Origin of the sequence: Paenibacillus methanolicus (assembly GCF_008124765.1) — a bacterium.
Lineage (GTDB): Bacteria > Bacillota > Bacilli > Paenibacillales > Paenibacillaceae > Paenibacillus_Z > Paenibacillus_Z methanolicus.
In genome coordinates this window covers 413,266-439,161 of sequence record NZ_VNHS01000005.1, presented here as the reverse complement: position 1 = coordinate 439,161, position 25,896 = coordinate 413,266, and the positions used below count along the sequence as shown (strand labels likewise).

The 25,896-nt window shown below is 61.9% G+C and carries 17 protein-coding genes; 2 read left to right on the top strand and 15 right to left on the bottom strand.

Translation table 11 applies throughout. From position 1 onward, the window contains the following. Positions 1-46 precede the first annotated feature (46 nt). Positions 47-310 carry an acyl carrier protein gene (locus BCM02_RS15865; protein WP_148930071.1) on the bottom strand — a complete coding sequence of 88 codons (264 nt, stop codon included), beginning with the start codon at positions 308-310 and terminating at the stop codon, positions 47-49. A gap of 289 nt (positions 311-599) precedes the next feature. Here BCM02_RS15865 and BCM02_RS15860 point away from each other — a divergent pair, with 289 nt between their 5' ends. Continuing rightward, a complete protein-coding gene (locus tag BCM02_RS15860) occupies positions 600-1,274 on the top strand; it encodes a Crp/Fnr family transcriptional regulator (protein ID WP_148930070.1) in 675 nt (224 codons plus the stop codon). Between the two features lie 80 nt (positions 1,275-1,354). After that, positions 1,355-1,759, top strand: a complete 405-nt coding sequence (locus tag BCM02_RS15855) for a carboxymuconolactone decarboxylase family protein (protein ID WP_148930069.1) — start codon at positions 1,355-1,357, stop codon at positions 1,757-1,759. Positions 1,760-1,875: 116 nt separating this feature from the next. Here BCM02_RS15855 and BCM02_RS15850 read toward each other — a convergent pair whose 3' ends face one another. The 14 genes from BCM02_RS15850 to BCM02_RS15785 form a co-directional block, all read right to left on the bottom strand. Then, positions 1,876-5,331: an endo-alpha-N-acetylgalactosaminidase family protein gene (locus tag BCM02_RS15850; protein WP_148930068.1), complete on the bottom strand. Its 3,456-nt coding sequence runs from the start codon at positions 5,329-5,331 to the stop codon at positions 1,876-1,878. A 251-nt stretch (positions 5,332-5,582) separates the two neighbouring features. Then, entirely contained in the window at positions 5,583-7,259 is a 1,677-nt protein-coding gene (locus tag BCM02_RS15845) for a response regulator transcription factor (protein WP_148930067.1), read from the bottom strand. 403 nt (positions 7,260-7,662) lie between these two features. Continuing rightward, positions 7,663-8,562, bottom strand: a complete 900-nt coding sequence (locus tag BCM02_RS15840; RefSeq protein WP_148930066.1) for a carbohydrate ABC transporter permease — start codon at positions 8,560-8,562, stop codon at positions 7,663-7,665. Next, entirely contained in the window at positions 8,559-9,449 is an 891-nt protein-coding gene (locus BCM02_RS15835) for a carbohydrate ABC transporter permease (protein ID WP_148930065.1), read from the bottom strand. The genes BCM02_RS15840 and BCM02_RS15835 overlap by 4 nt, the downstream gene beginning before the upstream one ends. Beyond that, on the bottom strand, positions 9,446-10,804 hold the full coding sequence (locus BCM02_RS15830) for an ABC transporter substrate-binding protein (protein ID WP_187434241.1): 1,359 nt from the start codon (positions 10,802-10,804) through the stop codon (positions 9,446-9,448). Before BCM02_RS15830 ends, BCM02_RS15835 begins: the two co-directional genes overlap by 4 nt. A 75-nt stretch (positions 10,805-10,879) precedes the next feature. Further along, positions 10,880-12,835, bottom strand: coding sequence for a sensor histidine kinase (locus BCM02_RS15825; RefSeq protein WP_187434240.1), 1,956 nt, complete (start codon positions 12,833-12,835; stop codon positions 10,880-10,882). A gap of 674 nt (positions 12,836-13,509) precedes the next feature. Continuing rightward, positions 13,510-14,625, bottom strand: a complete 1,116-nt coding sequence (locus BCM02_RS15820; RefSeq protein WP_148930062.1) for a glycoside hydrolase family 88 protein — start codon at positions 14,623-14,625, stop codon at positions 13,510-13,512. Positions 14,626-14,660: 35 nt separating this feature from the next. Beyond that, complete coding sequence (locus BCM02_RS15815; protein ID WP_148930061.1) at positions 14,661-16,874, bottom strand: alginate lyase family protein; 2,214 nt, start codon at positions 16,872-16,874, stop codon at positions 14,661-14,663. A gap of 76 nt (positions 16,875-16,950) precedes the next feature. Next, the gene (locus BCM02_RS15810; protein ID WP_148930060.1) at positions 16,951-18,267 is read right to left on the bottom strand and encodes an alpha-L-fucosidase; all 1,317 of its coding nucleotides are present in this window, start codon (positions 18,265-18,267) and stop codon (positions 16,951-16,953) included. A 213-nt stretch (positions 18,268-18,480) separates the two neighbouring features. After that, positions 18,481-20,478 carry a hypothetical protein gene (locus BCM02_RS15805; protein ID WP_148930059.1) on the bottom strand — a complete coding sequence of 666 codons (1,998 nt, stop codon included), beginning with the start codon at positions 20,476-20,478 and terminating at the stop codon, positions 18,481-18,483. An 88-nt stretch (positions 20,479-20,566) separates the two neighbouring features. Next, positions 20,567-21,430 (bottom strand): hypothetical protein, encoded by an 864-nt coding sequence (locus tag BCM02_RS15800; RefSeq protein WP_148930058.1) that lies wholly within the window; start codon positions 21,428-21,430, stop codon positions 20,567-20,569. 214 nt (positions 21,431-21,644) lie between these two features. Further along, positions 21,645-23,111 (bottom strand): arylsulfatase, encoded by a 1,467-nt coding sequence (locus BCM02_RS15795; RefSeq protein WP_148930057.1) that lies wholly within the window; start codon positions 23,109-23,111, stop codon positions 21,645-21,647. 242 nt (positions 23,112-23,353) lie between these two features. After that, complete coding sequence (locus BCM02_RS15790; RefSeq protein ID WP_148930056.1) at positions 23,354-23,671, bottom strand: cupin domain-containing protein; 318 nt, start codon at positions 23,669-23,671, stop codon at positions 23,354-23,356. Positions 23,672-23,744: 73 nt separating this feature from the next. Continuing rightward, positions 23,745-25,880, bottom strand: coding sequence for a heparinase II/III domain-containing protein (locus BCM02_RS15785; protein WP_148930055.1), 2,136 nt, complete (start codon positions 25,878-25,880; stop codon positions 23,745-23,747). Positions 25,881-25,896: the final 16 nt, after the last annotated feature.

Genomic DNA, 25,896 nt, shown 5'->3' with positions numbered 1-25,896 from the left:
CCACGGATTGGCAGCCCTTGTTCTGTTCGTAAAACGAATGCACCGCTCACGCTTGTCGCGCGCCGACCGCCTGGGCTTGAATATAATCCACCAAGTCGTCCAGCGACTGGAACCGGCCGACGCTGAGCAGGTCCTCGGGGAACTCGATGTCGAAGGCGTCTTCCACCGCGACGAGAAACTGCAGGAACGTGAACGAATTCAGCTCCCGGTTGACGAAGATGATCGTATGGCTCGTCTCGTAGTCGAGCTCTTGTTTCAGCACGTCGCGGACAATGCGCAATATTTCCGTTTTGATCTGGTCGATGGACATAAATGACCTCCCGTTATATGGCTTTGCTCATCACTCCGTACCTCTTCGGGCACGGTATCCCCTCCTTACCTCCTGCCGATTCTTTTCCAATTTGAAGCGTTATTGCTTCAACCTGCCAAATCGTCGTTCAACTCTAACAATAGGAGAAAATCCGGCCGTTGAAAAGGGGGAAACTTCGCCTACGCGCGGTCCGCGGACGCAAACCACGAGCTCCCCTCGACCGTAATCGCTTTAATGTTGCGAACGGCCATGGTAGGATGTAGAAAACTTCGCGCAAGGAGGTATTCCCATGCCACAGCAATCTCTCGACCTCCCCCGCATTCAACGGCTCTTCCCGTGCTTCGGCACGGTGCCCGACGACGACTGGCGGGAAGCCGAAGTCGCCCAATTGAGCCCGGACACGACGGTCGCGATTCGCGAAGGCCATATTTTCCGGCACGCGGTGTTCGTCCTGAGCGGGTGGGTGCGCGTCTATAAAATCAGTCCGTCGGGCCGCGAAATTACGCTGTACCGCTTAACCGGCGGGCAATGCTGCGTCCTCATGCTGGCCAGCATCCTCGGCGACCTGGAATACGAAGCGTCGATCGCGATCGAATCCGATACGGAGGCGCTCCTCTTGCCGGTGGACACATTCCGAAGCTGGACCGCGGTTTGCGCGCCGGTTCGCCGGTACGTCTACGGTCAGTTCGTCGAGCGGATGTCGAACGTGACGCGCCTGCTCGAGCAGATCGCGTTCGAGCCGGTGCCCTGCCGGTTGGCCGGGCTGCTGCTCGCGAACGCGGCGGACCGCAAATGCCTGCCCGTCACGCACGAAGCGTTGGCGATCGAGCTTGGCACCGCGCGCGAAGTCGTCAGCCGGACGTTAAAGGAGTTCGCCGCCCGAGGCGCGGTGGCCCTGGGGCGTGGCAGCATCACGATAATCGACCGCGAGGAACTGAGCTTCATTCGAGATCGTCAAACGTGACTTTGTCACGGAAGCGGCGCGGCGTTCTCTCCTACAATGGCTTTAGCAGCATCCAACCAAGCCAATAGGAGAGAATCATCATGTCTCATTATTACGACCGCTCGAATTTAAGCCGCATTCCCGACATGGTCAAGCTGGCGCAGCCCGCGGCAGAGGCTTACCTCGCCTTCGAGCAGGAAGCGTATGCGGAGTCCGAGATCCTGCCTGTTCGGACGAAAGAGCTCATCGCCGTGGCCGTCGCGCATGTCACCGGCTGTCCGTACTGCATCGATGTCCATGTGAGGAAATTCAAGTCGCTCGGCGGCACGCGGGAGGAAATCGTGCAGGCGCTCATGGTCGCGGCTTCCACGCGTGCGGGCGCCGTGCTCAGCCACGGCACGCATGCGCTTATGGCTTACGAGGAGAGCGAGCGTGATGCGGAGGCGGCCGACCTTACGGACAAGGCTTCGGCTACGGCCGCAGAAGGGCCGGAATGTTTCTGCTAACGATGCCCCATGCTTACGCGATACCAGCAGCGCCAAAAGGCTCTTCCTTCATCACGAAGGAAGAGCCTTTTGGCTAGAATCGACGGCTTCGGTTACGCTCGTATCGCAAGCCGCGATTATTTCAAGAAATCTCCCGTCCACACCCCGTCCACCAGCGTGCCGTTCGCGCCGGTCAGCGTCAGGTCGTAGCTCTGATCGAACGACGAGATGACGTGCGTATCGCGGTGCAGCGCGCCGTCGATCTTGAATTCCGCCGTCAGCGTGATCGCCGTGATCGGGCGCGTGTCCGTCTTCTCGATGGTGACCACCGCGGCACCCGCCGTACGGCCGGTTTCCTTCAGGAAATCGCCAGTCCAGACGCCGCCGGTCTGCGTGCCGTTACGCGCGCTGAGCGACATCGCGACCGACTGGTCGAACGCGCCGACGAGCGCGTCGTCGCGGTGCGGCGCGTTCTCCACCATGAACTCCGCTTTGATCGTCAGGTCGGTAATCGCCCGGCTGTCCGTCTTCGTAATCTTGATACGCGGGGTCGTATTGCCTCCGCCGCTGCCGCCGACCGTCACGACCAGATCGTCGAGCACGAAATCGCCCGCGCTGCCGTTCGCCTTCTGGATGCCGACCCACGTGTTGCCGCCGGCCGAGCCGGTGATCGCTTGCGTGTACGTCGTCGGCGCCGTCGCCGCGGCGAACGGGGTTGCCGACACGACGGCCGTCCCTTCGCCCACGACGAACGCGTAGGCGCCCTCCGTTTGGTTCTCGTACTGGAAGCTGACCGTGTAATTCGTCCCCGGCGCGAAACGCAGCGTCTGCGGAATCGTCTGCAGCAGCAGTCCTTGCGCTTCGGAATGCGCCTTCACCGACCAATTGCCGGCGATGACGTCGTCGATCGCTTTGCCGTTCCAGCCTTTCTGCGTGTACGGCGCGTGCAGCTCGGACAGGTGGGTGCGCGGATCGTTCACGCCGCCTGCCGGGCCTTTAATGAACGGATACAGGCCGCTCGGCACATCCTCGAAATTTTGGACGAAATAAGCGTTGTTCGGATTCGGCGTGCGCGTCGTCGCCCCGATCCGCGCGTCGTCGAACGTCACCGCCGCGCTGCCGCCGTCGGTCCGCAGCGCGATCGTCGCCGAATTCGCGCCGCTCGGCACGTCGAACGTCACGTACATCCGCTGCATCGTCGTATCCCGCTTCGCATCCGCCGAGATGTAGTTGCTCCACAACGAGCTGTCCGCGTAGCTGCTTGTCGTCGTCCCGCCGCTCGTCGCGTCGAGGTACGCCTTCCGTCCGCTTGCCGTCGACACGTAGACCGACGCGTAATAGGTGCCAGGCGCAAGTCCGGTCACGTTCTGGCTGATCGTCGTCGCGCCCGCGGCCGTGCCGACCTTCAGCTCGTAATCGCCGCGCGCGCTGCGGACGACGGAAGCCCCGCTTCCTGCCACCGTCCACGTATTCGTCAGATTCCCTTGGTTAAAGCCCGGATCCTTCAGCTTGCTGCCTTCGCCGTAGTTCGCCGCCGGCACCGCCCCGGAAGCAGTCTTCGTCACCACGTAGGCGGTATTGGCTGTCGCGTTGATCGTAATGGTCCCGCCGCTTACCGGCAGATCGCCTACCAGCACGCGGCCCTGATCGCTCAGACGGTACAACTTCGCGGCGCTCGCGCCCGACCAGCTTGCCGGAAGCGTCCACGTCGTGCCGCCGCCGATGCCGTTCCAATGGTACAGCTTATCCTCCGTGACCGGACTCCATGGAAGCAAGTACTTGTTGCCCTCCAGCACTTTCACGCCGTTCTTCGTTATGACCCGCGTACCTGTGGCATCGCTGACCGTGACACCTTGCTCGAGCTGAATCGTGTTCGTCGTCCACTTCAGAATCGGGAAATGCTGCACGTATTTCGTCGGAAGATTCGTTCCGAACGTCATCTTCACCGTATCGTCGAAGCCGGTGCGGCCCTGCCAGCCTTCGTAATCGTCCATCTCCGTACCGCCGAGCAGCGGATGGCGCGCGATCCACGTGTCCTTCTGATGGTTGCGTATGAATCGCGCGATCTGGCTGCTGTAGCCTTTGATATCCTGGCCGCCGTAGTTGTAGTCGACCGCCCAATGGTTCCAGACGGCGTTGTATTCATGATCGTCCGGGAACTCCGTCGCGAGCGTCCAGCCTTGGCTATTGATCTCGCCGCCGATTCGACGCGCGTCCCAGCCTTTCGTGTACCAGACGTCCAGGTAGATGAAATCCAAATTCGGCGCCTGCGCCTTGAGCGATTGCAGCCGGGCGAGCCGGTTGCCCGACGACGCGTCGTTGCGCTTGTTGTTGTAATACGAAGCGTCCAGCCAATCCCAGCCCGGCGAAGCCGGATTGACGAGCTGCTCGTTGAACGCCTTCGCCTCCGGGTACGATTCGGTCGCGTTGATGTGCACGCCGAACGCCGCGTTGTACGCATGGCCGCTATTGACGAGCGTATTCAGCTCGGCCGCGCCGCCTTGGCGCTTGCCGATGTCGCCGTAGTCCGGATGGCCGGAGTCGTGTCCTTCCGAGCCGTAACCCTTCAGCAGGACGAACTGGCCGAGGCCGTCGGTCGCCAGATTCATTCGCTTCGTCTCGTCGAGCGTCTTAGTGAAAGGGTTCGTCGCCTGGCTGCCGAAGTTCATCGGCACCCGCTGGACGACCCAGCTTTTCACCTTATCGGCGCCTTGCGGGTTGTTCATGATCGAACGGAACGCCACCGCGCCGTCCTGCCAGTCGACGACCGAATCTCCGTTGGCGTCGGCCGCAATGGCCACCTTTGCTTGCGGCAGCTCGGCGTCCGGCGCGGTCATGCCATTGGCGCGGTAAATCCACTCCCCGCTCCACAGCCCCGTCCGGTAGAAACCGGTGCGCGAGACGGTCTGCTTCTTCACGCGCCCCGCCTCCGAGCTCTCCGATACCGCGTTCGTCCACAGACCGCCGGCCAGCTGATTCGTATTAACGAAGCCGTAGAGGTAATTCTGCGCGCTGGCGTTCGTCGCCGGCGTGCCGGTTACGTTCGCGAACGTATCGCCGGAACCGGTGACGGCGGTGTTCATGACGCTGCCCGCGAACGCCGCGCCGGTCTGCGTGCTGCGGACGGACAGGAGGTTCTGATTCGGGATTTCGAACGTGTTCACCTTGGTCGCGCCGCTCTCCGTAATGCCCGTTACCTTGAATTCGAGCATGCTGCCGACAACCTTGAGCGTCGCGTTGACCGTCACGCCGATCGAGGCGATGTTCATCGCGTATTGCGCCGTGGCGCCGTCCGGCTTGGCGAACGTCACCGCCGGCGTATACGCCGTGCCGTTGATCTTCACCTGCGTCAGCGTCTCGTCTTGGCCGTACAGCTTCGCGCCCGAGCCGGCCATCGTATAGTCGATGACGCGCGGGAACTGGTCGTCGACCGTGACCGTCATCTGCGCGGAAGCGATCGTCTGGCTGGCGGCATGCGCCATAGGCGCGGTCGACCAACCGCCGCCGGAAGGAACGGCCGAAGCGAGCAGCATCGACCAAAGCAAGACGACGAGCAAAGCCGTGCGGGAATGCGTTGCGCCGCGTAAAAACATGAATTCCTCAACTCCTCTTCGCTTGTGGGATTAAAAAAGACGCCGAAACAAGCGGCATCGGCCGCGAACAAGAACGAGAACAGGTTGCATGGCGGCTAGGACGCTCGCCGCGCTCCGAGGGTTGCGCAAGCGATGTCCGACAGCCGGATTCGGGATGCATATACCTTGCCTTTCGATCGGTTTGTTCGCGGCGCTGCCGCTTGTGGCGTCGCCTGTAAAACGTGCTAATGCTTCTCCTTCTACATGATGCGTCAGGACTGCCGGACGCCCGCGCGCTCATGCTCGTCGCGGTAAGCGCTCGGACTCACGCCCGTCACTTTCTTGAACAGCCGGCTGAAGTGCTCCGGATTCAGGTAGCCCACCCGCTCGGACGCGTCGGCGATCTTGACGCCCTGCGCCAGCAGCCGCTTCGCTTCCCCGATCCGCAAATTCGTCAAGTACGGCACGAAATTGCAGCCGACCTCCTTGGCGAATTGCTTGCTCAGGTAGCTCTCGCTCACGCCCGCCATCCGGCTGGCGAGCGCCTGATTGACGTCCTCGCGGAAATGTTCGTCCAACAGGCGCTTCGCCATCGCCACCGGCGGGCTGTACCGCTTCGCCGGCTCCGTCTCGCTGCCGCCGTGGAGCATGCCGTGGATTTGAAGCAACAGCTCTCGGACCGCGTTCAGCGCGCCGTCCAGCGTGTCTTGACGATGGACCGCCTCCTCCGGATGGCGGCCGCCGCCTTGCAGCGCTTCCCAGCGCAAGCCGCGCTTATAGAGCAGCGAACTGGATGCCCACAACAAATCGGTCATCCACTGCCGGAGCTCCTCCTTCGTCCATGTCGCGAGCGAAGGGCGTAGCCTCGCGATCTCCTCCCACGCGAGGCGCAGCGGACCGGCATCGGGCGCTTCAAGCGCCTGAGCGAGCGCGCCTCTTACCATTGCGAGCGGCGAAGGATCGGCTTGCCCGCGTGCCGCCAGCCGATCCGCGTGCGTGTCGTAGTAGAACACGTTGCCGAAGCCGTGGAAGTAAGAGAGGGCCGCGAGCGATCGCGCTTCGGAATAGAGCGCCCGCCATTGCGCGCCGCCCTGAGCGGTGCGGCTGACGCCGACGGAGACGGAGGCGTTCATGTATTGGCGCAGCCGCGTCTGGGCGGTCGAGAGCGCGGCGGTCAGCTTCGCATGGATGACCGATGCGCTCCGGTCTTCCGGGAAGGAAGCCAGGACCGCCCACCAACCCGGTTCGACCTCGCAGATCTCGTGCGGGATTTCGCCTGCCGCCAGCAACGACTGCACCGTCTGGCGAAGGAAGCCGGCCTGCTCCTCGTCGCACGCGCCGCCCGGCAGCTGGATGACGGCCGCCTTGACGTTGACCGTCCACGGCAGCAGCGCTTCCGCTTGGCGAGCGCCTGGCGCGGGATCGGACGATGGGTGGCCGGCTGCCGAAGCCTCTTCATCCAGCATAAGCAACTTCCGCAGCCGCGCCTCCTTCTCTCGCCGGTCCATGGCCGTAGTGTCGACCAGCGACGCTTCCGGCTCCGCTTGCATCACTCTGGTATTCGCGAGATGCGCCTTTGCTTTCGTTAATACCGGCAGAATATGCGCCTCGTCCATGTCGGCCTTCACGATGTAGTCGAGCGCGCCGAGCAGAAACGCCTCCCGGACGTACGCATATTCGCTGTACGCGCTCAACACGACCGCGGCGGGACGCGAGGGAAGGCCGTCCGCGGTTTCGATCGCCTGCAGCAGACGGATGCCGTTCATGCGCGGCATGTTGATGTCGAGGAGCAGCAAGTCGATCGGCTCGGATTTGCGCAGCTTCGCGAGCGCGTCTTCGCCGTCGGCTGCCTCGGCCGCAATCCGGAAGCCGAGCCGCTCCCAATCGATCATCCGGTGCAGCGCCAGCCGCACGAGCGGCTCGTCGTCGACGATCATGACGTTATGCATCGTCCTTCCTCCTCTCCGGACAGTGCTGTCAGGTTAAGAGGGCTTCGCCCCTTGACCCCGGTTTTGTTGCCGCCTCCCCCTTCCCCCCTCTTCCAATGCTGTCAGGTTAAGAGGGCTCCGCCCTTTTGAACCAACCTTTGTTGCTCCCTCCTCCCACCTCCTCCGCCGAGGAGGCTCCAAAGGACTTCGCCCTCTGGACTCCCTCGTTCGTGCTTGCACGTTTTTTCGCGGTCGGCGGATTGCTTCGAGCGGGCACGCTTTTGTCCTAGCGGACAAAGCTTCAGTGGGTGTTGAGGTCCCTCCTAAGACACGAGCCTGTCAACTATAGGCCTCAGGTGGCTTCAATGGACGTCTTTCCTTAACCTGACAGCATTGCCGCAGCACGTTCGTTTGACCCGCACGCCTATCCTTTGACCGCGCCGTCCATCAGTCCTTTGAAGATGAGCCGCTGGAACACCAGGTAGAACAACGCGCTCGGCAGCAGCACCAGCATAATGCCGGCACACAGCGCGGACAGGTCGGACGAGCGTTCGCCGACGAACGCCATGAGCGCGGTAGGGAGCGTCGCGAGCTCCCGCTTCGGCATGTAGAGCGTCTGCACGTAGATGTCGTTCATGATCGTCACGCTCTTCAGGATGCCGAGCGTCGCCGTCGCGGGCAGCAGCAGCGGGAAAATTATCGAGCGGAATACCCGCGCGTACGACGCGCCGTCGAGCATTGCGCTTTCGTCCAGCTGGGTCGAAATTTTCTGCAAAAATTGCGTGTAAATGTAGATCTGCATAATATCCGTCCCGATGTAGATGAGCAGCGGACCGGACAGCGTGTTGTACAGGTTCAGGCCGTGGATGAGCTGGAACCGCGCGATCTCCGTCGTGTAGGACGGGATGATCATCGCCAGCATGAACAGCAGCAGCACGGCCTTGCGCAGCTTGAAGTCGAACCGGTTCAGCACGTACGCGGTCATCGTGCCGAGCAGCGCGTTGCCGATCAAGCTGCCGAACACGAGAATGGCGGTGTTGCGCAGTCCGAGCAGCATGTTGCCTTCGGTGAAGGCGGTGACGTAATTGTCCCAGTTGAACCAGTTGCTCGGCATCGAGAACGGCGACGTCGCCGCCAGCTCCTCCGCATCCTTGAACGAACCGAACAACACGAGCAGGATCGGAACGAAGACGAGCACGCACATGACGCCGAAGAACAGATAATAGCCGCCGTCCGCGAGCCTCCGCTTCGCCTGCGCCGTCGATCGGGCAGGAGCGGCAGGCGGCCGGATCGGATGGGCTTGCCCCGCTTGCAGTTGACTCATGCGCGTTCACTCCTGTCTTTCACGATCCAATTTTGCAGCGACGAGAAGAGAACGATGAGCACGAGCAAGCTGACGGCCATCGCGGAGGCGAGCCCGTAGTTGTTGTAGGTGAACGCCGTCTGCAGCGAGAACAGCCCGAAGGTGCTGCTCGCGGTGCCCGGTCCGCCGCCGGTCATCACATACGGAATGTCGTACTGCAAGAGCGCGCCGGATACGTTCATGAACAGGATGATTTCCATGACCGTGCGAATGCCCGGGATCGTGACGTAGCGCAGCTTTTGCCAGAAATTCGCCCCGTCCAGCTCGGCCGCCTCGTACAAGTCGTTCGGAATCGATTGCAGCCCCGCCAGCATGAGGATGATGTGCACGCCCGCGAACCGCCACAGCGACACGGCGATGAGCGAATAATTGACGACGTCCAGATCGCTCAACCATCCGGTAATGAGCGACTCCAATCCGATTGCCTTCAGCAGCTCGTTGAGCGGACCGTTGATCGGGTTGTAGATGTAGCTGAACATGTAGGCGACCGCGATCCCGTTGATGATGTACGGCATGAGCACCGTGAATCGGAAGAACCCGCTCCCGCGCAGCGTGCGGTTCAGCAGCACCGCCGTCAGCAGCTCCACGGGAATGAACAGCGTATGGACGACGAAATAGAGCCCGTTGTTGCGGATCGCCTGCCACGCTTCCGGGAAGTCGAACAGAAGCTTCTCGTAGTTATCCAAGCCGATGTAGCGCATCGCGGGACTGTACCCATCCCAGTTCGTGAAGCTGTAGTGAAACAGCTGGATCGTCGGGTAGATCAAAAAGTAGAGCAGCAGCGCGACCGGCACGGCCAGAAAGGAGAAGATCACCAACCTTCTGCTGCTCGCCAGACTCGGCTTCATGGGTTCGCTTCGACGGCCTTCGCCCACTTGTTGTTCAAGTCGGACTCGACCTTGTCGATCCCCTTGCCCGCGAAAATCTCCTGGGCGGCCAGCTTCGGATCATACTGCGCGGCGCTGCTTACTTTGGCGTACCCGGCATCCGTGCCATCGTAGACGAACGGCTCGTACGGATTCGCCTGCGTCCATTTGTTGAAGAACGGCAGGTCGCTCTCGATTCCGTTGACCGTGGAGAACTGCTGCACCTTGGTGATGTATTCCTGATACACGTCCGGGCTGAACATCCAGTCCAGGAACGCCTTCGCCTCTTCGACGGACTCGGACTTCTTGTTGATGCCCACGTTCATGTCCGACATCGTCAGCGAAGTTAACTTCTCGCTCGTCGTATTGCGGAACGGCAGCGGGAATACCGCGAGATCTTCATCGTTCTTCACTTTCTCCATGTAGGAGGCGTAATACCATTGGCCAAGCGCGATCATCGCCGCCTTCTTCGCCTCGAACTGCTGGGTGGACTGGTCGAACGAGATCGAGAGCGCGTCCGGTCCCGCGTACTTCTTGTCCGCGATCTCCTTCACCATCTTCGCGATCGTATCGAACGTGCTGCCGGCCGCGAACGGCGCTTTATCCTTCGCGATTTTGGCCAAGTAGCCCGTGTCGCCGGAGAGGACATGCGGTCCGAACTCCGTCAGCGGGTAGAACGTCCAGTTGTCTTTGCCGCCGATCGAGAGCGGGGTGTATTTGCCGCTGGCTTGGATCTTGTCCATGAGCGCCATGAACTCCGGCATCGTCTGCGGCACCGTCAAGCCCAGCTCTTCGAAAATGCTCGGATGATAGTACACGAACTCCGCGAACGAGACGAGCGGCACGCCGAGCGTCTTGCCGTCGATCTTGGTCGGGTACTTGTTGTTCTTCGCGGCTTCCAGTTCATCGAGCGGGAGCAGAGCGTCCTTGTAAATTTGAAAATGATTCTGCTTCAGGAAGAACAAATCCGGCAGATCGCCCGCCGCCAGCCGCACCTTCAAATATTGGCCGCTGTTGTCCGGCACCTTCTCCACTTCGATCGTCACGTTCGGCTTGATCGCCGTATACGCTTTCACTTTCTCCGTCCAAAATTCAAGGTCCGTCTTCGAATCCCACATCGCCAATTTCAGCTTGACCGGCTCCGCGTTCTCCGTCTCTTTATCCGTCGCCGCGTTCGCGTCGCCGCCCGCGCTTCCTTCCGACGCGCCGCTTCCGGCGTTCGCGCCCGAATTGCCGTTGTTCCCGCCGCTGCAGCCGCTCAGCGCGACCGCGATGACGAGCATGAGCGCGAATAGCGCGAGCAGGCTCCGCCGCTTCCGTCCGTTGTTCTTTCTCATTCGCATGACCCTCCGTTTGATGTGGTATTAGGCAGCTCTAACCTGATTCCATCATAAGCAAAAGCGGGGGCCGCCTTAATGATCGTTTTTGATGTCGGCATGATCTTTTTTGACCGGGGCCTGAAAGGCGGCCGATACAGCGGACCGGGCAGCCGGATGCGCGTCGAACGACTGCCGCGGCGGACCGGATGGCGATACGGACGATGCCGACGGCGCGGGCGATGCGGCCATTGCTCCATGCTCGTGCCCGGCGGACTGTTCCGCCTCGTCGCCGTGCGCAAGCACGGGCACCCGCAGGCGGAACGCGGTTCCCTCCGCCAGCGGCTCGATGCGCAGGCCGTAGCTCGCCCCGTAGTGAAGCTGGATGCGTTGATGGACGTTGTGGATGCCCATGCCGCTGAATGCGCCGGTTTGGCTCTGCCGCTCGAACGCGCCGATCTGCTCGGCGGTCATCCCGCTGCCGTTGTCCGAGATCGCGATGGCGAGCGCGCGATCTTCGGCTTGCGCGGCGATGTGGATGATGCCGCCGTCGTTCCGGCCGGCGAGTCCGTGCACGATGCAATTTTCGAGAATCGGCTGGAGCAGCAGCTTCAGCACGTACAGGCGCTTCGTCTCCTCCTCGACGTCCCACCGCACCTCGAATTTACTGCCGAACCGCGTCTCCATAATGTAGATGTATTGGCAGAGGTTCTCGATTTCGTCCGCGATGGAGGTTAGGCTGCCACCCCGGTTGAACGAGGAAGAGAGAAGGCGGATGAGCGCATGCGTCATGCCGTGAATATTGTCCGCCTTGCTGATGAGCGCCATGAGCCGGATCGCGTTCAGCGTGTTGATCAGAAAATGCGGGTTGATCTGCGCCTGCAACGCCGCGAACTCCGCCTTGTGCTTCGCCTGCTCCTCCTCCTCGCGCTCGCGGATGAGCCGTTTGATCTGGTCCATCATATGGTTGAACGTCTGTCCGATCGTGACCATCTCGCGGCTGCCGGCCGCCTCGATCTTCGCGTTGAGATTGCCCTGCACGACGCGGGACATTTTGATGACGAGCAGCTGGATCGGCTTCGTGATGCGGTGGGCGAAATAGAAGGCAATGATCAGGAACAGCAGGATGATCAGGACGGTCGCGCCCATCGCGAATCGGAAGATTTTCTCGTAATTGGCCGTCACCTCGCGGTAGGGGATCTCATATACGACGCGCCAATCGGAACTGCCGATGGAGGCATACGCGTATAACGTCCCCGTCCGATCGGGACGATCGACATAGGTGCCTTCCCGGCCGGCGAACATCCGGGCGGTCAGCTCGCGCGGCCGCTTCGCCCCGTCCGTCATGCTGCTGGAGGCGATCATCGAACCGTCGCGGCCGACGATGGCCATCGGAGAGGAGCGGCTGTACGGATTTTGGCGGAGCAGGCTCTCGAAGGCGTCGCGGCTGAACAGCACGTACAGCATTTCCACCTCGTGCATGCCCTGCAGCAAGCTCGGCGAGATGGCCGCGGCGATGCTGCGGTTATCGGTGAGGCCGTACAGCACGTCCGACTGCATGCCGAGAAAATGAACGCGGTCCGGATCGTCGCGCGTCTTGCGGTACCAGCTCGCGTTCCGAAGAGAAGCCTCGGGAATTTTCAAGTCTTTCAAATAGGAGTAGGTGCCGCCGCCCTTGAACACGAATTGGATCGCCTGCACGTGGCCGGCCATCGACAGCCCGTATTTGTCGAGCGTCTTGAGCAGCTCGCTCGTCACCTGCTGGCGGCTGTCGTCGCTCGCGCGGTGGATGGTCGTCGCCCGGCCGAGCACCTCCTGGTCCATGCCGACCGCGGCCGCGAACGTCACCGCCTTGGCGATTTCCTGCTCGGCCGTGTACGCGATGGCGCGCACCGTCTGCTGCGTCCGCTCCGTCGTCTGTTGAAGCAAATCCTGTTTGTACGCCTGCAGCAGCACGGCGCTGATGAAGCCGATCGGCACGACGACGGCGACGAACAAGAGCAAGTAGAGGAAGGTTGAGATTTTCCAAGGCTGACGGCTGAATGGGGACATCGGCATGATCCTCTCGTTGGGGGGTGGGGGAAGCGGCTTCGGCGAGGGATGGGCTCGCCGGCAGGGATTTCGATAAAGCTGGTAATGGTAGCCATAGTCTACCATTACCGTGGGGAACCGGTATAGTAGCGATCGGCTGTCGGGCTTAATTGTGGCGTGAGTACCACTATTGCGCGGCTGCGATCGGTTATCGCGTTCAATAGTCGCGTGGGCACCACAATTGCACGGCTGCGATCGGTTATCGCGTTCAATAGTCGCGTGGGCACCACTATTGCACGGCTTCGATTGGCTATCTGGCTCAATAGTCGCGTAGACACCACTACTGCGCGGCCTCGATCGGCTATCGGGCCCCATAGTCGTGTGAGCACCACTACTGCGCAGCCTCGATCGGCTATCGGGCCCCATAGTCGTGTGAGCACCACTATTGCGCGGCTGCGATCGGTTATCGCGTTCAATAGTCGCGTGGGCACCACAATTGTGCCGCGTTTCAGCGAGCGACTCCATCGCACAAAATGTCCTATGCCTCAGCCCCGCGGCTCCGGACATTTTGTGCGATCGGCCGCTCCGGACCTTCCGCCCGCGCGTCGCCTCGACCTCCCGCGAAATTGCCAAAAAGGCAGGCTGCCTTAGCATCCTGCCCTTCTTCCTCGCCGCCGGCACTACGCCGCCCCCGTCTACCAATACCCCTTGATGCCCCGCTCCATCCGCACGAGCGCCTCCAGGTAGTAGTAATCGCCCCAAATCATATAGTCGTCCGGCGCCCGGTCGCCACGGACGTGGTAGGAGCCATGCCGGAGCAGCCCTTCCGCGCCCGGGATCGACCGCGTCGAATAGTTCTCGACGAGCGACGCCATCATCGCCTGGAGCGCGTCCGCCAGCTCGGCGCGGTCCGGATCTTCGGCCGGCAGCAGCTCGAGCAGCTCGAGAATGCCGCATGCCGTAATCGCGGAGGCGGAGCTATCGCGCGGCGTGCCTGCTTCGACCGCCACGTCGAAATCCCAATACGCGACATGATCCTCCGGCAGATGCGCGATGAAATACTTGGCCAGCCGCTTAGAAGCGTCTAAGTATGCGGCATCGCCCGTATACCGGTAGCTAAGCGCGAAACCGTACACGCCCCACGACTGGCCGCGCGTCCACGTCGAGCCGTCTTGGTAGCCTTGATGCGTGCCGCCGCGAATAGCCCCGCCCGTTTCCTGGTCGAAATAGAACGTATGGTAGCTCGAGCCGTCGCCGCGCACGAGGAACCGCAAGCTCTTCCGCACATGCTTCAAGGCGATATCGTAGTAAGTCCGATCCCCGGTCTGCTCGTGCGCCCAGTAGAGGAGCGGCACATTCATCAGGCAGTCGATGATGATCCGCCCGCCGTTCTCCGGGTCGCCTTCCTTGCCCCACGCCTGCAGCGCGCCGTAATTCGGCCGGTAGCGGAGCAGCAGTTTGTCCGCCGCGGCAAGCGCCAGCTGACGCGCTTCCTCGCTCCCCGTGACCCGCCACTGGGCGACCGCCGAGAGCGAGTACAGGAAGCCGATGTCATGATGGTCGAGCACGATATGATGGTCCAGCCGGTGCCGGTAATTCGCCAGCTGTTCCTCGGCCGCGGCCTTGAGGAACGGGTCTCCGCCGTATTCATATCCCAGCCACATCATGCCGGTGTAGAACCCTTCGATCCAGTCGTCGTTGCCGCCCCACTCGTACTTCTGTCCTTCCGTAATATGGGGGAAGAGTCCCGGATGATTGCGAATATTGCCGCGCAGCGTGTCCAACGCCGCTTCAATCGCTTCCTGCCACATGCCGTTCACCTCGTGTATGAAATAGTGTTGCTCGCCTACTTAATAACCGTTACCTGCTCGGTTCCGCCTGCCCGCTTGATCCAGACGATCTCGCCGAACACCTGCGTCCCGTCGACCACGTACGAATCAATGTGGCGTCCCGGCTTGCGGTGACAGATGAGCAGGATGTGTTCCTCCGCGCCGCCGCCCTTGTCGACGCTCATCTCACCCGTTACCGTATGATCCGCAGCCGCGGCCGGCAGAACGATGCGAACCGCCTCGGCGGCCGAATCCGGAACCCGATCCCCCGCGTACGTCATCACGTCCACCGGTTCGACGATCGGCGCTTCCGCCGATCCCGGCGGCATCGGATAGATCACCTGAAGCATGGAGCTGAAGCCGCGGCCAGCCAACTTGTACGTCGCCGCCGTATTGACTTCCAGCCGGTTGTATTCCCGCGAAATCCGGCTCTCCCGCAGCGCGCAGGACAGACGCGCCGGATGGACCGGCATGATGCGCACCCCCGCCTCATCAGCGGAAGCGGCCGTCCCGCACGTCAGACTCCCCGACTCTACCTCCACGTCATCCCCGGGCAGGAAGTGAAAATGCTGCTCGAACTCGTGCTCGCCCGCGCACGCGAAACTGTCGCTCAGCAGCCAGAATCCCGGCTTGATGAACACGATCCGGCGAAGCGGCGTAACCGGATCGGCCAAGTACGCATACCCGTCATGGCTGCCCTCGACGTAATCGAAGTCCGGCTCCGAAATCCAATGCGCGCCCATCGGCTGAGCCACCCGGCCGCTCGCCCACGTGTCGACGTATTCGGTGAAGTCGATCCCGTCCACTGTCGTCGTATTGTGGGCGGCGCACCGCTTGAGCGCGCGGCGCCACTCGGTATGATCGCCGTAGTTGTAGCGCCCGGAATCGGTCAGCAGATCGCGCCCATAGGCATGGACATCCACATGAAGCATGTCCGCATGCCCGTGTCCGCCGCCTAGAAAACCGCAGTGGAAGTACAAATACGACGCCTGCTCGGACCAATCGGAGCGCATAACGTAGTTGCCCGACGCCGCGAACGGCTTGGACGCTTCCGACGGGGCGCGCGAAGCCAAGCGGCCGTACGCTCGGATGCCTTCCATGCCGAACGTCCACGCGTTCTCGAAGTCCAAGCGGTCCAACCCGCCGAAGCGCAGCGTCTCGTCCTCGAACAGCAGCGCGCCAGCGGCGAGCAGATCCCTCAGGTCGTTATCGTCGCTGTCGCCCTGCAGCGGCTGATGATGGTTCGGCTTGGCGATGTGCAGATCGGCATGCAGCATCCGCCGCGCCGTCTCCTCGATCTCGGGGTCAGCCGAGATGCCGTTGTTGCGGGCGAGAATCAGATAATCCATATACCCGTGCAGCACCTCGTTGTGGTACATCGGCGACTGCTCCCAATGAAGTCCGTCCTTCATTACCTGCAGCCGCGTCGACTTGAGCCGCTCCGCGCTCATCGCGCGCCAGCTCGCCGATAACTTCCACTCCGGCATGAAGACCGACAACCCGAACAGCCCGTGATTCTCCAGCACGCCCCAGTTGCTGATCCGCTTCCACCCTTCGCACGGCGCGGAGGCGATATATTCGCCGTGCTCATGCAGCGAGTCCAGCATAGCGCCGAGCAGCTGCGGCGTAAAATGCGGACTGCGCTTCACGTACTGGAAGGCCTTGATCCAATTCTCGCAGCGCAGCCCTGCCTCGATCGTTCGCCAGGCAAGCCCTGGTTCGGCGAGCGTGGCCGGCACCGGATTGCGCGCGATCCAATGCGCCATCTGACGACACAGCGCTTCGGCATACCTCTCGTCCCGCGTCAGCGCGTAAGCTTGCCCGAGCGCGATCCAGTACCGATGACGATTCAGCATATACGTCCACTCCGGATCTTGGGCGGGGATATGTTGCCAGTCGATATCGCCGTCCGCGAACGTGACCGGCTCGTTCGTCCGCTCCATATCCCATGGGAACCGGAACACGAACGTATGCCGGACGACCTCGTCCGCCGTCTCCATGACGAGCGCAAGCTCGTGCCCATCCGATTCCTTCACATAGGCGATGAGCTCCTCCAGCTCCTCGTCGCGAAAATAAAGCCGGGGCGCGGCGCGGTTCGCCATATGCGCATGCAGCGCGGTCAACGCGCCTGCGTCGTCTCCGGCATCCAGCGCGGCTCTCACGACGCCAAGCTCCGCCCGGTCCAAATCCAGATTTCGCGCCCAAATCGTCCGTTCTCTAAGCTCCGCCATGTCGGCAGTTCCACCTTCCGTATGTGTCTTGCGTTGTTCCGTCTTCCTCAAGCAAGCCCGGTTCGCTAGCCTGCCTTTATTCCGCAAGCTCCAGTTCCAGCACCGTATCGCGCGCATCCGGCAGCTCGTAGGTCGCATGTATCGGCTGGGCGAAGTTGACGAACGCGTCGTTCGGGAACAGTTCGGCATTCCACGGCCGCGCCAAGTGAAGCTCCGAGCCGTCGGCCAGCAGGCGCGCCTGCTTGATTCGCCCTTCCAGCCCTTGCAGCAGGACGGCCCCGATGCTGGGCTCGAACAGGTGCGCGTACAGCTTATTCCCCCTGCGCGTGTAGCGGCCCCACTCGGGCTTCTCGAGATCCGCGCCGCCGCAGCCGTGAATGCTGTCGCCGTTGCGCGCTACCCATTCGCCGACCTCCCGGAGAATGGCGAGCGACTCGTCGGGAATCCGTCCCTTCGCGTCCGGACCGACGTTCAGCAGCATGTTGCCGTTCTTGCTGACGCATTCGACCAGCTTGCGGATGACCGTCGTCGCCGATTTGTACGCTTTGTCCGCCGGCGCGTAGCCCCAGTTGTTGTTCAGCGTGATGCAAGCTTCCCACGGAATCGGCTGACCGCCGTTGCTCGTAATGCCCGCCGGCGGCACGATTTGTTCCGGCGAAGCAAAGTCTCCCGCGTAGGCGAGCGGTTCATCGGTATAGATGCTGCTCTGGCGTTCGCCATTCACTTCCAGCCGGTTGTCGATCAGCATTTCCGGCTGCAGCTCGCCGATCATGTTCATCAGCTCCGTCGCGCGCCATTTCTCGCCTGACAGCTCGTCGTAGGAGAAGTCGAACCACATGATGTCCAGCTTGCCGTAACCGGTAAGCAGCTCCCTGATTTGGCCGTGCATGTAATCGAGATAGCGGTCGAATTGCTGCGGGTCTCGCGCGTAAGCCGGGTCATCGCGCATCGGATGGTGCTTATCGCCATACGCGGGATAGTCCGGATGATGCCAGTCGAGCAGCGAGTAATACAAGCCGACCTTGAGGCCTTCCGCGCGGAACGCCTCGACGAACTCGCGCACGAGATCGCGCCCTGCCGGCGTATTCGTCGCCTTGTAGTCCGTGAGCGCGCTGTCGAACAGACAGAATCCGTCATGATGCTTCGCGGTCAGCACCGCGTATTTCATCCCCGCCTGCTTCGCCGCCTTGGCCCATGCGGCCGGCTCGTAGCCCGTCGGATCGAATTGGTCAAAGTAGGGCTGGTACGCTTCTACCGGCATGCGCTCGAAGCTGCGCACCCATTCGCCCCGCGCGGGTATCGCGTATAACCCCCAATGGATAAACATCCCGAATCTCGCCTCGCGAAACCATGCCGTGCGCGCATGGCGCTCTTCCAGTATCGATGGTTGCATCGCTTCCAACCTCCCTCGTTTTCTTCATTATAGGGAGTGCCTTTCCTTATGCGGAATAACCAAAACGAACTTCCGCGTGCACATTCTTTACCTTTTGTCTTTGCGCGCGGGCGGAGACGTGCGCGATGACCGTTCGCCTTGCCGGAACAAAGGGGCTCTGCCTGGAGGAACAAAAAACGTCCAGCGGACCAATGGCCCGCTGGACGCTACCGTTCAAGAATTACTCGGTTCGCCGTTTACTTGCACGGCATGCGTATTCGTCTCGTACAGTCCTTGCGCGTTGCGCGCGCGGATCAGCACCTGATACGTTTTGTTCGGATCGAGACCGCCGACGGACGTTTGATAGGGATATCTAGCCGAGCGATCGCCTGCGCCGGCATAGTCGGATGGGACATCCGGACGAACGGTCTCGACGTAAGCCGCGACGCTCTGCTGTTTCAAATCGCGCGTCATGTCGAAGGGGGTTCCTTCTTTGACGTACAAGGTATACCGGATCGGGCGCGCTTGGGAATGCGCGAGGTCCCATTGAACGACCAGCTTGCCGCCTTCGAAGAACGCCGCCTGCGCTCCCTCCCGCGCCGCTTCGAACGGCTGGCCGAACGGAGGCGTCTTCGTGCTTCCCCACACCGGCTTTTGGGCTTTCGCCGGCATGTAGTCCTTCACGAACGTATTGACATCTATCAAGAGACGCGTCGATAGATAGTGCACCATGCCGAGCCGAACCGCCGCTTCGTCAATATCGTCGGTCAGCATGCGCGGAGCGGAAGCCGTCGGCGGACGTCGAAGCGCCTGTCGGAGCTGAGCGCCCGCGGGACCTTCCGCATAACCGAGGCTTAACGCGCGGAAGCCGTCGGGCCGATCCGCTTCGGCCAGCAGTTTCTGGGCCGCGTTATATTTGTTGTCCGCGAAGAACGTGGCGTTGAAATATTCGCTATCGCTGTTGTTCAATCGGAAGCTCTCGAACATGACGAAATCGACGTAAGGCCGAAGCGTGTGCGCGTAGGACCCTAAATCCGGATTGTAGAAGAATAGCCCGCGATTGGCCGCCAACAGCGCCGAAGGGTATTGCCGCGATAACTTCTCGACGAACGCCCGCGTACCCGGCGCGGTCCATTCGAATTCGCTTTGATTCCAGCTGGAAGCATCCGTGTACGAGTTGGGGGCCGCGGTGTCCAGCGTATCGAGGAATAAGCCGTCCAGTCCGTATGCCCCGCCGTAGTCCGTCCCCAATAGCTCGCGTATGCCCGACACCTTGTCCTGCTTGAGCGTCATATTCGATAGCGCCGCGTACCAAAGCGGGTGACCGATATTAACGAACGCGCCGTTGAAGTTCGCGTTGAAATCCGGCACGCCTCTGGCGCCTTTGCCGTTCGTCGCGAAATTGTCGTTCAAATAAAACGGAGCGAACCCGCCGCCCGTCAGCTTGCCGTCGGAGTCGATCGGTCCCGTGAGCGGACCGCCGTTCGGATAAGGCGCGCCCAGACGCGGATCGACCGCCGGACCCGTGCCGTCGAGCACGAAACGCTTATCCTTCTTCATCTGAGCGGGGGTTAAGCCGATCGTGCGCGAATCCTCTCCGGCCGAAAGGTAGCCGAGCACGAGCACGTCGTCATCCGCGCGGCGCGGGTCTTTGCCTGCTCTTAGTCTGGCGACCTGTCGGGGCGTAATCCCCGCGCGCGTGTCCAGAATGACGAGCTTATATTGGTCCTTGACCCGATTCACCAGCGCATCCGTCCAAGCGCCGTAATAGATAAGGTAATTATCGATCCGGCCGCGTACATTCGGCTTCGAATCCGGTCTATACCCGCGTAATTCAAACGTCTCCGTCTTGCCTTTGGCGTCCGTCGCGACAAGCTGAAGATCCGCGCGTTCGCCCGCTTTTAGCTTGTCGGCAATCCGGTTCCAAGTTACCTGGTAGGTCGCCAAGCCCGCTGAGACGGCTTTAATGACGGTCTTGTCCAGCGTGCCGGCTTGGTAAGCGGCTTGGCCGGCGGGCTTCACGCGAAGCGTTACCCGGTACGTGCCTGCCTTGGCCGCGCGATAGTCGAAGCGGAGCTTGATCTTATCTTGCTGGACGCTAGGAAGCGGATAGAGAAATAGACCAGCGTCCGCCGCGGCATCGGCCTGCCCGGCAGTTCCCGCCGCAGAGAACGGAGCCAGCGCAATCGCGCAGGCGAGAAGCAAGGTTGAAAGTCGTCTAGGTGTTCGCATTCCAATCGGATATCCTTTCCGTGTTGACATTCTAAGCTAACTACACCCTACCTTTTTTACCACAGTTTAGTATAAGAGCGCTAGTCATTCATGGACCGACAATCAAATCCCGCAGCTTATTCGCCTGCTCCGCCGGGATCGCGTAGCCTTGGTCCGTATTCTCCAAGTCGACCAGCATCCCGTTCATGCCGCGATCGGTTCCCAGCGTAATGTGGTAGCGCTTCGTCGTCTGGTTCCGGTAGATCAAGTTCAGGTCGTATTGCGCGATGCTATTGATTTGGCCGGCCAGCTGTTCCGCGCTCTGAATCGCCTGGATGAACATATGAACAACCTCCGGCGCGTCGGATTGCCAATCTGCGCAACCGGGATTCGGCAAGCCTTCGTGGCATAACAGCTCGACGAGCGCAATCTCGCCCTCCCGCAAGTCCTGGTCCTTCGGCGCTGCCGGCGGACCATACTTTCGGTTCCAGCTGGCGACCCATTCCTCGTAGGTCAGACCCGTCACTTCCTCCAGCGTTCGGCCGTCGACGGAATAAGGCGCGCCGATCCGCATTTCGCTGCCCTCGTTAACCGGGAACGACGTACCGCCGATGACCTTGCCTTCGGACATGAGCACGACCAATTGAATATTCGAGCGGTACTTGTCCACGAGCGGATGATCGTTCACGGTGAACCCGTATTCCTTCACTTCCTTCCCGATAAAAGCATCCGGCGGCACTAGCTGCACGCCCCACGTCTGCATGTTCATCGCGGACTCCAATCCGCTCCCGTGCAGCTTCTCCCGGGTCAGCACGTACTGGTTCAGCAAACCTTCCCGGGATACGACCGCGTAACGATGGCCTTCTATATATGTCTCCGCCGTCTTCTCATCGCCCGCGACGCCGTCCGCGCAGCCCGCAATGAACAGCACCAGCGCCCCGATCATGATGCGAATCGTCCGATTTCGAATCATTCCGCTCCCCCTCGCCATTTGCTTCGCAACGTTTCATCGCCTAGCTAATTCGCTCGAAGATCCCCACCTTCTCGTTCCTAAACTCTAGCACTAGACTTATTTTACCAAAATTTACTTTGAAGCAATCATATTTTTTGATTTTCCAATCTCCAGGAGGATCGCAAGGCACACAAAAACGCGCGGCATGGTTCCAATGCCGCACGTCGTATTCCCGTTATAGGATGTGGCTCAGGCAAGTTCGGGACATCCGCCCGACGACAAGACCGCCAGCCTCCACATAGCCTTCCTCCCGTCCGTCGAGCTCGCGGACGAGCCGCTCGCGCCATGCCGCGACGCTCGCCGCATACGCGGCCTCTCCGGCCGCGTTCCGCAGCTCCTGCGGGTCATTCTCCAGGTCGAACAGCTGCTCTTCGCCGGTCTGGCTGAACCAAATGTACTTCTGGCGGCCGTCGGTCAAATAATGCTGCGACTGCGCGCCATAGGCATGCTCGCCGTGAATGTACGGGCGCCAGCTGCCGGCTTGCGCCAGCTCTTCGGCCCGAAGCAGGCTCGCGCCGTCGACGCCGGACGGAATGTCCGCTCCCGCGCAAGCGAGCAGCGTCGGCATAATATCCCTCAATTCCGCGACCGCCTCGACGGCCGTGCCTTGCCGAAGCCCCAGCTTGCCTCCCGGATCGGCCAGAATGAGCGGCACTTTCGCGCTGCCTTCGTACGGGAGCGCCTTGCGGAATAGATGATGATCGCCCAGCAGCTCTCCGTGGTCCGAGGTGAACAGGATGACCGTGTTATCCAGCACGCCGTATTCCTCCAGCGCGTTCATGAGCCGCCCCAGCTGATCGTCGATATGATTGATCAGCGCGTAGTAGGCGGCCATCGCACGGCGCAGGCGCGTTCTCGGGACGATGCCCGCCCCGGTGACGGGATTAAGCCCGCTGCGTTCCGGGTCCTCCTGCGACGCCCATTCGCCGACGACGGGATCGGGGAAGTCCGCCCCGACGTAGCGGTCCCAATACGCCTGAGGCGGATCGAACGGCGGATGCGGCCGGACGAACGAGCTCCACAGGAAGAACGGCTTGCGCGGGTCGCGCCGTCTTAGGAAGTCGATCGACTGCGTGACGACCCAATTCGTCGGGTGAAGCGACTCCGGCAGATGCCACGGCCGCGCGACGGTCGAGGCGTTGCAATCGAGGCCGAGATCGGTCAGATCGGCGCCCGCCCCCGCCCGCTCGCGCAGCCAAGGCAAATAATCGTCGCAGCTGTCGTGCGATTCCGTGACCGCGTTCGCGTGCTTGAACCGATTGTGATGCAGGTAGCCGTCATGCAGCACGACGTTGTGAAAGCCGAGCAAATTGCGCGCCGGCTCGACGTGCATTTTGCCCACGCATTGCGTATGGTAGCCGGCCTTGGCCAGCTCTCCCGGCAGCGTATGCTCGTAATTCCACGGCACCTTGTCCTGGTAGCCGACGCGGCCGTGCGATCGCGGGCTCATGCCGGTGAAGATCGCCGCCCGCGCCGGCACGCACGACGGCGTCGAGGTATACGCGTTCCGGAACAGCACGCCTCTGCGCGCCAGCTGATCCAGATTCGGCGTCTCGACGACCGGATGTCCCAGCAGGCTCAGGCAGTCGCCTCGCATCTGGTCCACGGTGATGAGCAGTAAGTTCGGGCGCGATTCGCGCATCGCTCACAACATCCTTTCAAGCCGAATATTTCGCGCCGCGGCGCGTGATGACTCGCGGCGGCGAAGACTCCGCGCCCGCTTGAGACGAGGGCGCTCGCTTTCATTATCGGCCGCGGATCGTCGCGGCGCCATATCCAAGTGGAGCGTTTGTTAAGCCATTTGTAGCCCGCGCGACAAGATCGCGCGAACGCGGCGCCTTGTTCGGCTTACCTGCCGCGCCCGTCTTGCCGAGCACGCCCGCGCTACCGCTTCACCAAATCCTCGCGGACCGGCGTGAACGCATCGATCAGCACGCTCGGCGCAAGCGCCTTCACGCCGTGGAGCGCGTTGCTCGGAATCGCGATCGATTCCCCTGCCGCGAGCACCGTCGTCTCGCCGTTGATTGTAAAGGCCAACCGTCCCTGCGCCAAATAAGACAGCTGTTCGTGCTCGTGACTATGCAAATAGCCTTCGGCGCCCGCCTCGAAACGGACCTCCATCATCATGAGCGTTTGGCCGGGCGGGAATATTCGACGCATGACGCCCGGCTCCGCATTCTCCCACCGGTTGATGTTGCTCATACTCGCGCGACCTCCTTTTTATTTGTGAACTATCGCCGGAATCGAATCCGGCGGTTGAAAAGCTTTGCCCGCGTTAATCCCTTTCTTCTTCCAAACGCATGCTTGCTTCCATATCACTTAACCGGACGATGAACCGCCGCTCTTCGCCGTCCGCCGCGAATTGCACGATCAACCGCCCCGGCGTATCCGCCTCCGCAACTCGCACCGCGGACGTCTGCGCCCAGGCGTTCGTTTCCGAATAACGGAACAGGTTGACGAATGTCGCCTCCCCCGCGATGTTCACCCGCTGCACGAGCGATTGACGACGCGTATCGGGCGGATTGCCCGGCGTCCGGGCGCAGATGCGCCGAACTTCACGCGAGCACCAGCTGCCCTGCAGCCAATGCCCGCTCGCAAGCTCCCAGCGCAGCTCGGTCTGCCCCTCGTCCCCGAGCAGCAGCGGCGATTCGAAGAGCGTCGAATCCAGCTCGCAGAAGACGCCCGCGAAAGACGCGTCGCCCGCGCCGGCCGGCCGCGAAAGCTCCCCGTCGATATGGTACAACAAGTCGATCGTGCGTTGATCGGGCACGCGGACCCGGACGATGTCCAGGAACGCGTCTCCGAGCAGCGCGTTCACGCGGACGACGGACGCATCCCGGTACGCCTCCGCGTCCCAAGGACACAGCTCCGGCGGGAGTATAATGTCCGGCTTCATCCGGTAACCCGGCTCGGTCCAATCGACGGCGGAGGCGACCCATTCGCCCCATGTCTCCCGTCCCCAGCCGAGTCTGCGGCCGTCCGCTGGCGGCTGGTCTTTCCCGTCCAGCGCAACCGTCTGATGGGAATACGTATGCTTCAGCCAACCGTAATGAATCGGCACGCCGTAGGCGGTCGTGCCGGGATCGGCCAGGAGCGACTCCGTTCCCCGCCGCAGAGATAGCCCGAGCCGGTCCATGTGATCGTGCTCGCCGCTGAACGGGCTGTGTTTGACGATCAGCTGCCACGACCGCGCGTTGACCAGCTTGGTCAGACCGCTGCCTGCCGACGAACGCGAAGCGCGCATCCGCTCGCGCATCGATCTGCCGGGCGGCATTCCGCCCGCTCGTTCTCCGTCCTTCGAAACCGTCAAGTCGGCGCCGCACAGCAGGCTGTAGACGGAGCTTCGCGGCACGGGAACGTACGGACCGCCCGCCTCCTCGCCGTCCCCGATTCCGTAAGCAAGCCGCAGATAGTCCGCATAGACCGGCTCGCCGTACCAGTCGTGCGCAATCTCGTAATACGGCGCGAAGCTGCCGATCGCGGCGATCGAGCTGGCGTCGTTGAGCGACGGGAAGACCCCGTCCGGCCCGATGTAATCCAGCGGGGAATCGAACATCCGCTTGATCGACGGATGCATCCGGATATCCCAAGGCGTCCCTTCGACGGCAAGACCGTATTGCAGCACCGGATGCAGCGCGTAGTAGTGGTAGTGAAACGCCCCTTCGTACCAGAGACCATCCTCCAGCACGCCGCGCGTCAGCTGGTCGAACAGCCCGTATTCGCCCTGCAGCCCGCAGGCCGTCAGCCGCTCGTCGTCCAACGCGAACCCGAGCATGCCGATCGCGGCCGTAATGAGCATCGCGTGGTTGTGGAGCTGGCGCTCCTTATGCGCGGCGAGAAACTCGGCGCACGGACGAAGAACCCCTTCGGCGATTCGCTGCCGATCGTCCGCCGCCAGCCGGTCGCGCAGCCACAAATACGCTTGGCAGACGTCGAGAATCCAATGCGCTTCGTCCAGCGTCTGCTGGAACAGCTTCCCCGGTCCGTTATACGGAATGCCGCCGTGCGGCTCGAAGCCGATATAGACGGCGGCGTACGCGAGGAGCAGCTCCCGCGCCTTGGCGAGCAGCCTCTCCTCGCCAAGCGCGGTCCCTAGCAATGCCGCGCTCTTCAAGCCGGCCCCAAGCCGCCCGTGCGCAAGCGATATCCAGGCGCCGTCGTACGGCTCGCCGCGCCGGCTAATGCCGCATCGCAGACATACGTGTTCGTCGGGCCGATTCCAATCGAAGGTCAGCCGGGATGCGTCGTCCGGGCAATAATAATGGTGCGCCCAGCCGCCCCGCTCTCTTGGCGCGATCCGGTATTCCGAGCGAAGCAGCGCCTCCGCTTCCGCGCGGAGCGCGCCGGACGCCGCCTCGAACGCCGGCGAGCCGATCCGCTCGCGCACCTCGCGCAGCCGGTCTTTCATCATCGCCTACTTCCTCTCT

Bases quoted from the DNA above. Each gene is read 5' to 3' on its own strand.
- BCM02_RS15850 (WP_148930068.1), bottom strand. From the start codon at position 5,331: ATGTTTTTACGCGGCGCAACGCATTCCCGCACGGCTTTGCTCGTCGTC.
- BCM02_RS15865 (WP_148930071.1), bottom strand. From the start codon at position 310: ATGTCCATCGACCAGATCAAAACGGAAATATTGCGCATTGTCCGCGAC.
- BCM02_RS15830 (WP_187434241.1), bottom strand. From the start codon at position 10,804: ATGAGAAAGAACAACGGACGGAAGCGGCGGAGCCTGCTCGCGCTATTC.
- BCM02_RS15860 (WP_148930070.1), top strand. From the start codon at position 600: ATGCCACAGCAATCTCTCGACCTCCCCCGCATTCAACGGCTCTTCCCG.
- BCM02_RS15800 (WP_148930058.1), bottom strand. From the start codon at position 21,430: ATGATTCGAAATCGGACGATTCGCATCATGATCGGGGCGCTGGTGCTG.
- BCM02_RS15820 (WP_148930062.1), bottom strand. From the start codon at position 14,625: ATGTGGCAGGAAGCGATTGAAGCGGCGTTGGACACGCTGCGCGGCAAT.
- BCM02_RS15840 (WP_148930066.1), bottom strand. From the start codon at position 8,562: ATGAGTCAACTGCAAGCGGGGCAAGCCCATCCGATCCGGCCGCCTGCC.
- BCM02_RS15795 (WP_148930057.1), bottom strand. From the start codon at position 23,111: ATGCGCGAATCGCGCCCGAACTTACTGCTCATCACCGTGGACCAGATG.
- BCM02_RS15815 (WP_148930061.1), bottom strand. From the start codon at position 16,874: ATGGCGGAGCTTAGAGAACGGACGATTTGGGCGCGAAATCTGGATTTG.
- BCM02_RS15790 (WP_148930056.1), bottom strand. From the start codon at position 23,671: ATGAGCAACATCAACCGGTGGGAGAATGCGGAGCCGGGCGTCATGCGT.
- BCM02_RS15810 (WP_148930060.1), bottom strand. From the start codon at position 18,267: ATGCAACCATCGATACTGGAAGAGCGCCATGCGCGCACGGCATGGTTT.
- BCM02_RS15855 (WP_148930069.1), top strand. From the start codon at position 1,355: ATGTCTCATTATTACGACCGCTCGAATTTAAGCCGCATTCCCGACATG.
- BCM02_RS15845 (WP_148930067.1), bottom strand. From the start codon at position 7,259: ATGCATAACGTCATGATCGTCGACGACGAGCCGCTCGTGCGGCTGGCG.
- BCM02_RS15835 (WP_148930065.1), bottom strand. From the start codon at position 9,449: ATGAAGCCGAGTCTGGCGAGCAGCAGAAGGTTGGTGATCTTCTCCTTT.
- BCM02_RS15785 (WP_148930055.1), bottom strand. From the start codon at position 25,880: ATGATGAAAGACCGGCTGCGCGAGGTGCGCGAGCGGATCGGCTCGCCG.
- BCM02_RS15825 (WP_187434240.1), bottom strand. From the start codon at position 12,835: ATGTCCCCATTCAGCCGTCAGCCTTGGAAAATCTCAACCTTCCTCTAC.
- BCM02_RS15805 (WP_148930059.1), bottom strand. From the start codon at position 20,478: ATGCGAACACCTAGACGACTTTCAACCTTGCTTCTCGCCTGCGCGATT.